We start from the raw sequence: 12,840 nt of genomic DNA, 5'->3' as shown, positions 1-12,840 counted from the left end.
CAAACTTTAAAGTCTGTTGCCGCATTGCACAACAAGCGATTGCAGTGCGGGATAAATTCGTGAATTCTTCCTTAACGCGGTCGTCCGCCGGGCGGCTACAGGCCGATGCCGCGTCCCTTTAGCGCCGCCGTGATCTCGTCGAGGATCGCCGGATCGTCAATGGTCGCCGGCATCGTCCATTCCTCTTTGTCGGCGATCTTCTGCATCGTGCCGCGCAGGATCTTGCCGGAACGGGTCTTGGGCAGCCGCTTGATCGTCACCACGGTCTTGAAGGCGGCAACCGGGCCGATCCGCTCGCGCACCAGTCCCACCACTTCGCTTTCGATCGCTGCGGTATCGCGCGACACGCCGGCATTGAGCACGACGAAGCCGAGCGGCACTTGGCCCTTCATGGCATCGGCTATGCCGATGACCGCGCATTCGGCGACATCGGGGTGGGCCGCCAGGACCTCTTCCATGGCGCCGGTCGACAGACGGTGGCCGGCGACGTTGATGATGTCATCGGTGCGGGCCATTACGTAGAGATAGCCGTCCTCGTCCATCATGCCGGCATCGGCCGTCTTGTAGTAGCCGGGGAACTCTTCGAGGTATGCCTGGCGGAAGCGGGCATCGGCATTCCACAGCGTCGGCAGGCAGCCGGCTGGCAGCGGCAGCTTGACCACTACATTGCCGAGCGTGCCGCGCGCCACCTCGTGTCCGGCATCGTCGAGGATGCGGATGTCGTAGCCCGGCATCGGCACACCGGGCGAGCCGTATTTCACCGGCAGAAGCCCGAGGCCCGCCGGATTGATCGTCATCGGCGAGCCGGTTTCGGTCTGCCACCAATGGTCGATGACCGGACGGTCGAGCTTCTGCTCCGCCCATTTGATGGTTTCGGGATCGGCGCGCTCGCCGGCCAGGAACAAAGTGCGGAATTTCGACAGGTCGTATTTCGGCACGAACTCGCCCTTGGGATCCTGCCCCTTGATGGCGCGGAATGCGGTCGGCGCGGTGAACAGCGCCACCACGCCATGCTCAGAGATCACTCGCCAGTAGGTGCCGGCGTCCGGCGTGCCGATCGGCTTGCCTTCGAACAGCACGCTGGTGCAGCCATGCAGAAGCGGCCCGTAGACGATGTAGGAATGGCCGACCACCCAGCCGACGTCGGAAGCCGCCCAGAACACTTCGCCCGGCTTGACACCGAATTCATTGTCCATGGTCCATTTCAGCGCGACCATGTGGCCGCCATTGTCGCGCACGATGCCTTTCGGCTGGCCGGTGGTGCCGGAGGTGTAGATGATGTAGAGCGGGTCGGTGGCCAGCACCGGCACGCAGTCGACATTGGCGCCGGCCGCACGTTCACGCGCCACCGCGTCCGCATAGTCGAAATCGTAATTGTCCTTCATCTCGCAGCGCAGTTGCTCGCGCTGCAGGATCAGGCAGGCGTCGGGCTTGTGCTTCGACATCTCGATCGCCTTGTCGAGCAAGGGCTTGTAGGCGACCGTGCGTCCGGGCTCCAGGCCGCAAGAGGCGGTGATGATCAGCTTCGGCTTGGCGTCGTCGATGCGGGTGGCGAGCTCATGCGAGGCGAAGCCGCCGAATACCACCGAATGCACTGCGCCCAGCCTCGCTGAGGCGAGCATGGCGATGGCCGCTTCCGCCACCATCGGCATATAGATGATGACGCGGTCGCCCTTGCCGATGCCGCGATGCCTCAGCACCGAAGCCAGCGCGACGACCTCGCGCTTCAATTCGGCATAGGTGAATTTTCGGGTCGTGCCGGTGATCGCGCTGTCATGGATCAGCGCCAGCTGGTCGGCGCGGCCGCCCGCAACATGGCGGTCGATTGCATTGTAGCAGGTGTTGCAGGTGGCGCCGACGAACCAGCGGCCATAGACGCCTTCTGCCGGATCGAAGACCTTGTCGGCCGGCCTATACCAGTCGATCGCCTTCGCCGCCTCGGCCCAGAATCCTATGGGGTCGCGTTTCCAACCCTCATAGACTTCATGGTAGCGTGAGGCCATAGACATTCCTCTCAGGACATTCTGCGTCTGGGAATAGCCTAGAGCAATTCCAGGAAAAAGTGTGAAACGGTTTCCGTCCGGAATGCGTAAAAACAAGGAGATGGAGCGGTTCGCCGTTCTGTGAAGGGCGAAACGCTTCAAGTCGTTCTTGCCGGCCATGTCTTCCTGCATTTTGGTCGACATCGCCAGTAAACGGCTCCGTCCGGCGCCTATCTCGAGGCGCCGCCGTCAGGGTCCGCTATATCAGCCGGCTTAAAGCGGCAGCGCCGCCAGCATCAGCCCGACACCGCCCGCGATCAGGATGGCCGCCGCAAGCGCCTTCCGATGGCGCTCGAACGCCGTCGGAGCCCGTTCCCAATTGTAACGCATACAGATCACTCCCCAAAGCCGGCGGACTCATAGCTTACCCAACGGCAGGAAGGCAACCCTGGCGGCCTGGCCGCCGGCTTGACAGTGGGCGCGGTTACCCGTCATGCTCATGCCGTGGATTGTTCCTTGGGGGATTCTCATGAAGAAAACTTACGAAAAGCCGGTGCTGATCAAGCGCGAGAAGCTGTCGCATGTCGTGGCGCTCGCAAGCGGTCCGATCGGCTGACGCTTCGGCCATTCGCCGCAAGACGGCCGCCGCAACTGCGCAACTTCGGCGCGAAATGATGGACAGTGCAAGGTTGGCGCGCTATTTCCTCCCGGGCGAAGGGGAGCGGGCGCTTGGCTGAGATTGGCTCTGAAACGGTGCTGCGGATGGCGGACGACGCCTCCGTGCAGCATGTCGGCGATGGCGCCGTCGTGCTTTTGGCGCGAAGCGGCCAGCTTTACACCTGCAACGACACGACCGAGGCTTTTCTCGACAAGGTGAACGGCGCGCGTAACCTCAACCAGATCGTCGACCTGCTGTCGGACGAATTCGAGATCGACAAGGCGACGCTCGACCAGGACATGGCCGAATTGGCCGCCGAGCTGGTGGCCGAAGGCATCCTCGCCGCCCCGGGCGCGTGATGGCCGACGGGCTGGTCCTGCGCGTCCTGTTTCGCGCCCATTTGTGGCTCAGCGCCCGGCTGATGCCGGTGCTGGTGGGCCGGCGCGATTTCGAAAGCGTGTTGAAACTGGCGCCGCTGCAGTCGCCTGCGCCCTATCGCGACTTGCCCTGGGCCTACATCGTCCATCGCGTCAAACGAACGGTGCGGCGCCCTTGGCTGATGCGCGACCGCAGATGCCTTCGGGAAGGCCTGCTCGGTTTTCGTTTTCTGCGCATGGCCGGCCTCGACCCGGAACTGCGTTTCGGCGTCGATGCCAGCTCGATGCACGAGCCTCGCCTGTCGGCGCATTGCTGGGTCTGCCTCGACGGCAAGCCGGTGGTCAGCGACAGCCAGCCCGGCATGGTGGAGATCTACCGCCACCCGGCCAGGATGAAGGCGCCAGCCGCTTGACCGATCAGACTTTCCGCTACGACCTCAACGGCCAGGTCATTGGCATCACCGCCGCGCGTGCCGATCTGTGGCCGAGCTTCGACCTGATGCTCGGCACCCTGCGCGTGAACGAGCCCGTCCCGCCCGGTTTTCTCGTCGACATCGTCGAAACGCTTGAGCTGCCGGAGAACCCCGAAGGAAAACTGGCCTTCGAAGGCGAGGTTCCGCTGGACGGCCATTGCCGCATGTTCGACGCGGGCAGCGTCTTCCACCTCGTCTTTCCGGGCCAGCAGACGGTGTCGATCCGCGACGGCGAGCGCCGGGCCGAAATCCGTCTTCGTCCGGACAGCAAGATCAAGTGGACGCTGCTGGTGATGGTGCTGGATGCGGCGCTCGATGCGGACGGCCAGCACATGCTGCACACCGCGGGTCTTACTTTGCCTGGAAAGGACGGCCTTGTTCTCATCCATGCGCCAAGCGGCATCGGCAAGTCGACGACGTCGCTGGCACTTGCGTCGCGGGGCTTCGGCCTCTGCTCTGACGACGTCATGATCCTCAATGCAAGGACGCAGAGCATTATGGCCTGGGGCATGCCGCGCAGGGTGAAGGTCCATCGCAACACGGCGGCGATGCTGCCCTTCGTTGCCCCTTGCCTCGGCGAAAAATGGGACCCCGAGGGCGAGCAATCCGTTTCGCTGGACCGCCTCGGCGAAATCATTCGTGTCGAGGATGTGCGCGCCAGGCCCGTCGCTGCGCTCCTGCACCTTGCGCGCTCGGCAGACGCCGAGACCCGGCTGCTGCCGATGGCCAGGACCGACGCCATGGTGGCTTTGGCTACCGACAACGTGCGCACCGGCATGACCGGCCTGCTGTCGCTGCAGAAAAGGCGCATGGCGACCATCGCGGCCCTGGTGAAGGCGGTGCCGACCTTCACGCTGGAAGTCGGGGCAAGTCCCGCGGATGCGGCTGCGTTGATCCAGGCTGCGCTGCCAAGTTGACGCGCGCTCAGTCCTTCGCGCCGAAACGCCGGATGTCGAAGGATCGCTGCTTCCACCGGCCATGGCGGGGTTTCGACTGCCGTCGCAGCAACAGCTTGGACAGCTTGTTGTAAGCCAGATGGACGACGCGCGCGTCGGCGCAGTCGAACTCCACCAGTCCCCATCGGCATTTCGCCGCTTCGCCGCTGGGTGGTCCCAGGCGGCGGATCGGCTGAGCCAGCCGGACCGGCCTTCCGTTGATCAGCACACTGACCGGAACACTCGACCCGACGACCCGGCACAGCCGCGCGACATGGTCGCTTGACGATTGCGTGCCGACGATCAACGGACCGGGCTCGATGCGTGCCCAGACATATGCCCCATCCGGCTGAGGCATTCCGGCAAGCCTGCCCCGGCAAAACTCGGGCGCGATATCCGCCGCGAGCACGGCCATCGCGTCGGCCAGGGCCCGGTTCACCGTTGCGGCCGAACGCCAATCCTCTGCTGCAAAACCGACCTGCGCCAGGATATCGCCCTCATCGAAGCCGGATGTCATCTTGTGCAAGGTCACGCCGCCATGGGCTTCATGCATCCGGTCGATAACTAGGCGGTGAATCGGATGCGGGCCGCGATAGTGCGGCAGAAGCGCGGGATGCAGGTTGAGGCCACCCTTTGGGAACAGCTCCAGCGCGGTTCGCGGGATCAGCTTGCCGTATCCGAAACAGATCAGAAGATCGGCGCCGAGCACGCTGAGCTCCCGCCCGAGCGCATCCCAATCATGCGGCGGGCTGAATTCGATCAGCGGTGGCGTGGCGTGTCTGGAATGAGATATCAACGCAAACCGTCGCCGAAGGCGGCGGCGCAGGGTACTGAAGCTGAAGCGCTTGCCGGCACGTGGCCCCGGCACGACCACGGCAGCGATTTGGTGGCCGTCATTTGCCCAGCGCGCAAGCATTGGCGCGGTGACGGACGAAACCTCGGTGATGAATACGGCCGAGAGCGGTTTCTCCATGCCGAGCTCAGGCTGGATATGGTCGCGGCCGTGCCAGCCTCTGGACCCAGCGGAAGGCATCGCGGCTGAGGCGCGAGCGCAGCTTCTCGCGAGAATTGACCCGAAGCAGCATGTTGCCGGTGATCAGCCATTTGGCCAGTCGGATCGAGAGGTCCGGCTTGATGCGGTCGGCGAGCTCGATCGCGCGCGGCGCGGCGAACAGGCGTCCGGTGACGTTGAGGACCGTGGCCAGCTCGAGCTCGATGCCGGTCATCCGGGCGGCATCGAGCAGCCGCGCTTCCGCTTGGGGCGATTTCAGCGCCCGCACGCCTTGCAGCACGTCGACGCACAGCTGCAGGCGGTGGAACTTGTGGCCGCCGGCGGCATGGACGATGGCAATGGTGAGCAGCGCGGCCGGCGTGTCGGTTTCGCTGCCGTCGATTGCCTGCAACTCGCGGAAGCCAAGCGACAGGCGTCTGCGCATGCCGGTGTCGTGCACCAGATTGCCATGCAATTCGACCAGCAGGCTGGAGTTCTCTTTCTCCAGCCATTTGAATTCCTGCAGTTCATGCGACCGGGGCTCGTCGCTGCCGAGTTCGAAGCCGCATTCGCCGATCGTCCGGTTGGCCGCCTCGATGCTGGCGGGATCGACGAGAATGTCGATGTCGGTGAAGGGACGGTCCGCAACCTGGCTATAGAGCTTGCGCGCGAACACCGGCCCCTTGACGATCCGGGCCGGCACGCCCTTTGCCGCCAGCGCCTTCATGATGCGGTCGCCGTGATATTGCAGCAGCATCGATTGGCCGGTCGCCATCGTCGCCTCGTCGCGCAACTCCGACAGTCTCCGCTGCAGGGTTGGGTCCTGCGGCAGTCGAGCGCCACCGATCTCCCTGAGTTTGCGCAGCATGATCGGCAGCACGCCGTGAAACTGGGCGTTGACGAGCAGCGCCAGCAGAGTTTTAGCCGCAACATCCCTGCCGACAGCAGCCGGTGCCTCGGGGTCGGCGAAGGTCAGCAGCAGTTTTTCATCGGCGGGGGCAAGAGATGGCAGCATCAAATCTGGTCGGGATTGGTTATAGAAGACAGATATGGCGGATATGGTTGCAGAAAAGCATCAGGGACGCCAGCAGCGAGAGGGCGAAGCTCACGCATGAATTGACAGTGTGAATAGCTTGCCGCATTCTCACGACCTGGAGTCGGAGGCATGAAAATGACCAAGAAGCAATATCAAGCGCCAGTTCTGCGCAAGGCAGGTAAGCTGTCCACTGTAGTAGCCGTTGCCTCGAAAACACCTGCCTAAGCCAGGTTCGCAGCTTTCCTTGCGCCTCTAAATGCCCCAGCGCAGCGCCGCTGTGTGTACCGGCGCGTCCCATAATGTTGACGTTTCGTCGTCCAGCATGGTCAGCGTGATCGAGCATCCCGCCATGTCGAGCGAGGTGACATAGGACCCGACGAGCGAGCGGACCACCGTCACGCCCTGCTTCTCGAACATCCTGCGGGCGCTGTTGTACATCAGATAGAGCTCCATCGACGGCGTGCTGCCGAAGCCGTTGACGAACAGCAGCGCCGGTCCTTTGGCGCGGTCGCCAAGGTCTCCGGCGATCGCCGCGCAGACCTCCTCGGCGATGGCATCGGCGCTCTTCAATGCGTCGCGGCGCCGGCCGGGCTCGCCATGGATGCCGACGCCGAATTCCATCTCGCCATCGCCGATCTCGAAGGTCGGCTTGCCGGCGGCCGGCACCGTGCCGCTGGTCAGCGCCACGCCCATGGAGCGCGTCGCGGCATTGACGCGCTCGCCCAGCGCCTTGAGATCGGGCAGGGCCATGCCTTGCTCGGCCGCCGCGCCGACGATCTTTTCCACCACCAGCGTGCCGGCCACCCCGCGCCGTCCGGTCGTGTAGGACGAGTTCTCGACCGCGACGTCGTCATTGGTCACCACTTGCAGCACGCCGTCCGCCATTTCTGCCGCCATGTCGAAATTCATCACATCGCCCTCATAGTTCTTGACGATGAACAGGCAGCCGGCGCCGGTGTCGACGGCCTCAACGGCCGCCAGCATCTGGTCGGGCGTCGGCGAGGTGAAGACCTGGCCGGGGCAGGCGGCGTCCAGCATGCCGTGGCCGACAAAACCGCCATGCAGCGGCTCGTGGCCGGAGCCGCCGCCCGAGATCAGCGCCACTTTGCCGGGCTTCAACGCCCTGCGGCGGATGAATTTGCGGTCGTCTCCGAGCACGAGGATATCGGCATGAGCCGCCGCAAAGCCATCGAGGCTTTCGGCCAGCACCGTGTCCACCGAATTGATGAATTTCTTCATGACGGTCCTCCCGACTGTCTTCAGTTTACGCAATCCCGAACGGAAAACCGCGACATACTTCCTGGACTTGCTCTTGCTCAGCCGCTGCCCTTGCCGGCGATGCTGGTTATCTTCTGGATGAATTCGTTGATCGCCCGGTCGAGCGCGGCGTTCTGCCTGTCGTCGCCGAAATCCGGCACGATGAGCGAGACATGGCGTGTCTTGCGCGGCCCTGAGGCCGCGGGCGCTTTGCCGGGGTGCGCCTGGTGATAGGCGGCCATGAACTGGTCGCGCTCGGCCTGGCTGAAGTGGCAGACGGAAAAGATGGAAGGCAGATGCTTTGATGGGATCGGGATCGAATAGGCCGGGCTCGAGATCTGGGTGACGAAGCTGCGGTGCTTGCCGAGCGCATCGGCAAGGCGCTGGCGCATGCCCGACGGGCGCTGGTCGATGACCTGCGACAGGATCGTCTTATAGGCGCGGATCGCCTCTTCCGAGCCTGTTTCCGATATCTTCTCGGTCTTGGCCATGCCGCGTCTACACCGCAACGTCGGCGATGGCCGCCTTGGCCATGGCGAGTTGCGCAGGGGCGACCGATAGGTCGCGCAAGCCCGCCTCGATCAGCGCCGGGATGGCTGCCGGATCGCCGCCCGCGTCGCCGCATAGGCTGACCGGAATACCTTTCGCTCGTCCGAAGGCGGTGATCGCAGCAATCAGCCGCAGCACCGCCGGATGGCGCGCGGTGTTGAGATGCGCCACGGCTGCGTTGTCTCGCGCGGCCGCCATCACATATTGCGTCAGGTCGTTGGAGCCGACCGAGAAGAAGGCGACATCGGCGAAATCTTCGGGCGCCAGCGCGACCGAAGGCACCTCGACCATGATGCCGAGCGGCGGAAGCCGGTGCGCCACGCCCTGCGCGGCAAGCGCGGCTTCTTCTTCGGCGAACAGCGCGGCGGCTTGGCTGTACTCCTCAGGCGTGGCGATCATCGGGAACATCACCTTCAGATTGCCGTGGATGGCGGCGCGCAGCAATGCCCGTATCTGCACGCGAAAAATGTCGCGCCGCTTAAGCGAGAGCCGAATACCGCGCAGGCCGAGAAACGGGTTGGTTCCCTCGATGGTGAAACCCGGCACCGGCTTATCCCCGCCGGCATCGACGGTGCGGATGGTCACCGGCTTGTCGCCGGCCCATTCCAGCACCTTGCGGTAGGCACGGTATTGCGTCTCCTCGTCCGGCAGCGTTTTGCCGAACAGGAATTCGGTCCGCATCAGGCCGACGCCGTCACAGGTGGCGATATCGATACCGTCGACGTCGGAAGGGTAGGCGATGTTGACCTGGACGCGCACGGCGGTGCCGGCCCTGGTCACCGCCGGCTCAGTCAGGAATGTCTTCGCCGCGCCCAGCCGGTCGGCGAAGGAGGAGGCGGATTGCCGGAAGGCTTCGATCTCGGCCTGGGACGGCGAGAAAATGATCCTGCCGTGTTCCGCGTCGAGCAGCGCGACACCGGTGAGCGTTTCAGCCTCGTCGCCGAGACCGACGACCATGGGCACGCCGCGCGAGCGTGCCAACATCGCGACGTGGCTGGCGGTGCTGCCGGACCTCAACGCTATGCCGCCGCCCTCGCTCCAATCTTTTTCGAGGAAGCGCGTCGGCGCCATGTCGTCGCCGTAGAGGATCGCCCCCGGGGGTGCCACGGCCTCGCTGTCCTCACTCAGCGCGCGCAGCACCTGGTCGCGGATGTCACGCAAATCCGCGGCGCGGGCACGGAAATAGTCCTGGTCCGACGCTTCGTAGCCGGCGATCTCGCTGTCCAGCGCGGTCCGCCAGGCGACATCCGCCGGCTGCCCGGAGCCGATCGCCGCCAAGGCCGGACCGCTCAATGCGTCGTCCTCGAGCATGGCGATGTGGAATTCGAGGATGCCGGCGGCGTCGCCATCGGCGGTTTCGACCAGCGCCGCCAGCCGGCCGACGGCCTTGCCGATTGCGCTCACCAATGCGGCTTGTTCTTTCTCGGCGCTGGCCTTGGCCTTGTAGCTGGCCGGAGGCTGATCGAGGTCGAACAGCGGGCCTTCGGCGTAACCGGGAGAGGCAGGGATACCCTCAGCCCGCATGGCTCGCATTCCTTGCGGGCCTGCCGTCATGCAGATCGGTCTCAAGCGGACCGGGCATGATCCGCGTCCTCGTCGAAGTCGCGCTGCACCAGATCGACCAGCGCTTTCACCGCCTGGGCCGCGCCCTCGCCCTTAGCGCGGATATGCAGCATGGTGCCCTTCGGCGCCTTGGCCGCCATCACTTTGACGATGCTCTTGGCGTCGAACCAGGGACCGTTGGCGGCCACCGCCACTTCCACCTCGGCCGCGAACGACTTGGCGAGCTTGGTGAACTTCACCGAAGGGCGCGCGTGCAGTCCCACCGCGTGGGTGATCAGGACCGTTGCTTCGGCGGATGCGGACATTCAGTCGGTTCCCGTTCGTTCACGACGGCGACAATTCATGCGCGGTCGCCACCACTTCCTTGAGCGAGGCGCCGCCGGAGGATTCGGTTGCAGCCATCACGGCGCCCTCGACGATCGGCGCGTTGCAGACGACGATCTTCTGGGAGCGCGGCTCGCCGATCATTTCGACCGCCATCTCCGAGTTGGTCTCGGCGCCGCCGAGATCGACCAGTATGGCGACGCCCGCTTCCGACCAGGCCTTGTCGATCGCGCCCATGATCGCCTCGACGCTGGTGCCGAGCCCGCCATGGCCGTTTCCGCCGCACCATGCAAGCGGCACTTCGTCGCCCACCATCTGGCGCACCATGTCGGCCGTGCCCTCGGCGACCAGGGGCGAATGCGACACGATGACGATCCCGACATTGCTCATCAATTGCCCTCTATGGCTTCCGCGACTGCGCGCACCAGCAGCGCGGTCGAGCGCGCCCCGGCATCCATATGCCCGATCGAGCGCTCTCCCAGGAAGGAGGCGCGCCCGCGCAGGGCCTTCATCGGCACCGTGGCCTCCGCGGCCTTGTCGGCTGCGTCGGCGATCTCGCCAGCCGTCTTGCCTTGCGCCAGTGCCTCATACACCGGCTGCAGCACGTCGAGCATGGTTTTTTGTCCCGGCTGCGATTTGCCGCGCGCCGCCACCGCCTCGATCGCCTTGCCCAGCGCCGCCGTCAGCCCGTCGCGATCCGGGGCAGCGGGCAGCTCCTTGCCGAGCGCCATGAACAAGGTGCCGAACAAGGGGCCGGAGGCACCGCCCACGGTCATCACCAGCTTGGTGCCGACCGCCTTCAGCGCGTCGGGCAGCGGTTTCGCCGCGAAGGCGTCGGCCTCGGCGCGCACCGCCTCGAAGCCGCGCTTCATGTTCAGCCCGTGATCGCCGTCGCCGATCGCCTGGTCGAGCGCGGTCAATTCCTCGGCATGCGCCGCGATCGTATCGGCCGCCGCCGCGATCAATCGGGAGAAATCGGCTGCGGCCATTGTCTGTCCTTCATGCCGGGGCGAACAGAGCCGCCAGGGCAGCGAAAACTTCGGCGACCGCGAAGGCGCCGGGATCCGCCACGTCAAGCTGACTGCCGATATAGGCGGAACGGCCGGCCTTCGCCTTCCGCATCGCCGCGGTTGCCTCGGCGCCTTGCCGCGCCGCTTCTGCCGCTGCTTCCAGCCCGCTTGCGTCAAAGGCTTTCAGCGCCGGCTCCAGCGCATCGACCATCGTGCGGTCGCCGACCCTGGCGCCGCCATAGAAGGTCATCCGGTCGAGCCCCGCGAGCAAGGCCTTGCCGAGCGATGCGCCGGTGCCGAGCGACCGCGAGGCGGCGGTGAAGAAGATCGACAAAAGCACGCCGCTGGAGCCGCCCATCGAGGTGCCCAGCGTATCGCCCATGGCGGCGGCGGTTGCGGCCTTGTCGGCAAGCGGCAGGGTGTCGATGCGCTCGAGGATGCTGCGCGCGCCCGTCGCCACGGTCGAGCCGGTGTCGCCGTCGCCGGCCTTGGTATCGAGCGCGTTGAGCGGCTCTTCGAGCGCGATCAGCTTCTGGCAGACGGCCCTAATCAGCCGCTCCGCGGCCGCATCGCGGCTGGCGGGCTTTATGGCTGTGCCTATGCCAGGCTTGGCCATCGCGACAACGATCGGCTGACGGACCGGCTTCGCCGGCAGCCAGGCATGCGGGCCGACGGGAGCCAGCAGCGCCGCCTCGCGTTCCGCGTTCAGCTTTAGCAGCGACAGCGAGAAGCCGTTCATGTTGAGCGCCGTCATCAGATGACCGGGGCCGATCGTCAGCGTCACGGCCTTGGCGAGCGGCGACGACAAGACGGCGTTGGCGATCAAAGACATTTCGAGCGGCGGCACCGAGCCGAGATTGTTGATCAGCAAGGCATAATGGCTGCCGGGATCGAGCCGCGCGGCAAGGCGTTCGGCCATCACAGCGACGAATGCCCCGGCGCTCTGCAGCGCGATGCGCTCGACGCCCGGCTCGCCATGGATGCCGAGGCCGAGCTCGCCATCGTCAGCGCCGAAGCGCTCCTCATGCGCCTGTCCGGGGATCGAACAGGAGGAAAGCGAGATGCCGAGCGAAAAGATGTCCTTGGCCGCCGCGCGCGCCGCGGCAGCGACCGATGCAAGGTTCCGGCCGGTTTCGGAAAGGTGCCCGGCGATCTTGTGCACGAACAACGTGCCGGCAACGCCGCGCGGCTGCGCGATGTCGGGCAGCGCGATATCGTCGCCGACGATCACCATCTCGACCGCAAGGCCCTCGGCACGCGCCTTCTCCGCGGCCAGTCCGAAATTGAGCCGGTCTCCGGTGTAGTTCTTCACGATCAGCAGGCAGCCGGCTGCCCCCGTCGTCGCGCGGATCGCGGCCAGCACCGCCTCGACGCTCGGCGAAGCGAAGATCTCGCCGGAGACGGCCGCCGTTAGCATGCCGGCGCCGACGAAGCCGGCATGCGAGGGTTCATGCCCCGCGCCGCCGCCCGAAACGATCGCCACCTTCGTCTTGTCCCACTCGGCGCGCAGCACGACCTTGATCTCGGGATAGCCGTCGAGGCGGGCCAGCGCGCCCGATCCCGCCGTGGCGAGGAAGCCGTCCAGCGCCTCGGTGACGATCGTGTCCTTGCGGTTGAAAAAGTGCTTCATGAATTTCGTCCAGTCCGTATCTGCGGTCGTCAATCGGTTTGCAAATTTATGCGCG

General features: G+C 65.4%; 14 protein-coding genes. 4 read left to right on the top strand and 10 right to left on the bottom strand.

The window, feature by feature from the left end:
* Window positions 1–95 precede the first annotated feature (95 nt).
* Window positions 96–2,003, bottom strand: coding sequence for a propionyl-CoA synthetase (locus LB528_RS16790; RefSeq protein WP_224715591.1), 1,908 nt, complete (start codon window positions 2,001–2,003; stop codon window positions 96–98).
* Window positions 2,004–2,475: 472 nt separating this feature from the next.
* Here LB528_RS16790 and LB528_RS16785 point away from each other — a divergent pair, with 472 nt between their 5' ends.
* The 4 genes from LB528_RS16785 (at window position 2,476) to LB528_RS16770 (ending at window position 4,407) form a co-directional block, all read left to right on the top strand.
* Window positions 2,476–2,598: a putative RiPP precursor gene (locus LB528_RS16785; RefSeq protein ID WP_224715590.1), complete on the top strand. Its 123-nt coding sequence runs from the start codon at window positions 2,476–2,478 to the stop codon at window positions 2,596–2,598.
* A 113-nt stretch (window positions 2,599–2,711) separates the two neighbouring features.
* A complete protein-coding gene (locus tag LB528_RS16780; protein ID WP_224715589.1) occupies window positions 2,712–2,999 on the top strand; it encodes a PqqD family protein in 288 nt (95 codons plus the stop codon).
* The gene (locus LB528_RS16775) at window positions 2,999–3,430 is read left to right on the top strand and encodes a lasso peptide biosynthesis B2 protein (RefSeq protein ID WP_224511578.1); all 432 of its coding nucleotides are present in this window, start codon (window positions 2,999–3,001) and stop codon (window positions 3,428–3,430) included. The genes LB528_RS16780 and LB528_RS16775 overlap by 1 nt, the downstream gene beginning before the upstream one ends.
* The gene (locus LB528_RS16770) at window positions 3,427–4,407 is read left to right on the top strand and encodes a serine kinase (protein WP_224715588.1); all 981 of its coding nucleotides are present in this window, start codon (window positions 3,427–3,429) and stop codon (window positions 4,405–4,407) included. The genes LB528_RS16775 and LB528_RS16770 overlap by 4 nt, the downstream gene beginning before the upstream one ends.
* 7 nt (window positions 4,408–4,414) lie before the next feature.
* On the opposite strand, the gene LB528_RS16765 is transcribed toward LB528_RS16770, so the two are convergent.
* From LB528_RS16765 to LB528_RS16725, 9 genes are all read right to left on the bottom strand, one after another.
* Window positions 4,415–5,398, bottom strand: coding sequence for a formyltransferase family protein (locus tag LB528_RS16765; RefSeq protein WP_224715587.1), 984 nt, complete (start codon window positions 5,396–5,398; stop codon window positions 4,415–4,417).
* Between the two features lie 7 nt (window positions 5,399–5,405).
* Entirely contained in the window at window positions 5,406–6,431 is a 1,026-nt protein-coding gene (locus tag LB528_RS16760; protein WP_224511575.1) for a nucleotidyltransferase family protein, read from the bottom strand.
* Between the two features lie 273 nt (window positions 6,432–6,704).
* A complete protein-coding gene (gene dhaK, locus LB528_RS16755) occupies window positions 6,705–7,691 on the bottom strand; it encodes a dihydroxyacetone kinase subunit DhaK (protein WP_224511573.1) in 987 nt (328 codons plus the stop codon).
* A gap of 77 nt (window positions 7,692–7,768) precedes the next feature.
* Window positions 7,769–8,200: a hypothetical protein gene (locus tag LB528_RS16750; RefSeq protein ID WP_224511572.1), complete on the bottom strand. Its 432-nt coding sequence runs from the start codon at window positions 8,198–8,200 to the stop codon at window positions 7,769–7,771.
* A 7-nt stretch (window positions 8,201–8,207) separates the two neighbouring features.
* Window positions 8,208–9,782 (bottom strand): phosphoenolpyruvate--protein phosphotransferase, encoded by a 1,575-nt coding sequence (gene ptsP, locus LB528_RS16745; protein WP_224715586.1) that lies wholly within the window; start codon window positions 9,780–9,782, stop codon window positions 8,208–8,210.
* A 41-nt stretch (window positions 9,783–9,823) separates the two neighbouring features.
* On the bottom strand, window positions 9,824–10,126 hold the full coding sequence (locus LB528_RS16740; RefSeq protein ID WP_224511570.1) for an HPr family phosphocarrier protein: 303 nt from the start codon (window positions 10,124–10,126) through the stop codon (window positions 9,824–9,826).
* 19 nt (window positions 10,127–10,145) lie between these two features.
* Window positions 10,146–10,535 (bottom strand): dihydroxyacetone kinase phosphoryl donor subunit DhaM, encoded by a 390-nt coding sequence (gene dhaM / locus LB528_RS16735; RefSeq protein ID WP_224511569.1) that lies wholly within the window; start codon window positions 10,533–10,535, stop codon window positions 10,146–10,148.
* Entirely contained in the window at window positions 10,535–11,134 is a 600-nt protein-coding gene (gene dhaL, locus LB528_RS16730; RefSeq protein WP_224715585.1) for a dihydroxyacetone kinase subunit DhaL, read from the bottom strand. Before dhaL ends, dhaM begins: the two co-directional genes overlap by 1 nt.
* A 10-nt stretch (window positions 11,135–11,144) precedes the next feature.
* Window positions 11,145–12,785, bottom strand: a complete 1,641-nt coding sequence (locus LB528_RS16725; protein WP_224715584.1) for a dihydroxyacetone kinase subunit DhaK — start codon at window positions 12,783–12,785, stop codon at window positions 11,145–11,147.
* Window positions 12,786–12,840 lie beyond the last annotated feature (55 nt).

Source organism: Mesorhizobium sp. CA4, from assembly GCF_020165075.1.
Taxonomy (GTDB): Bacteria; Pseudomonadota; Alphaproteobacteria; order Rhizobiales; family Rhizobiaceae; genus Mesorhizobium.
The sequence above is the reverse complement of the archived record's forward strand: the minus strand, read 5'-3'. Positions and strand labels throughout refer to the sequence as shown.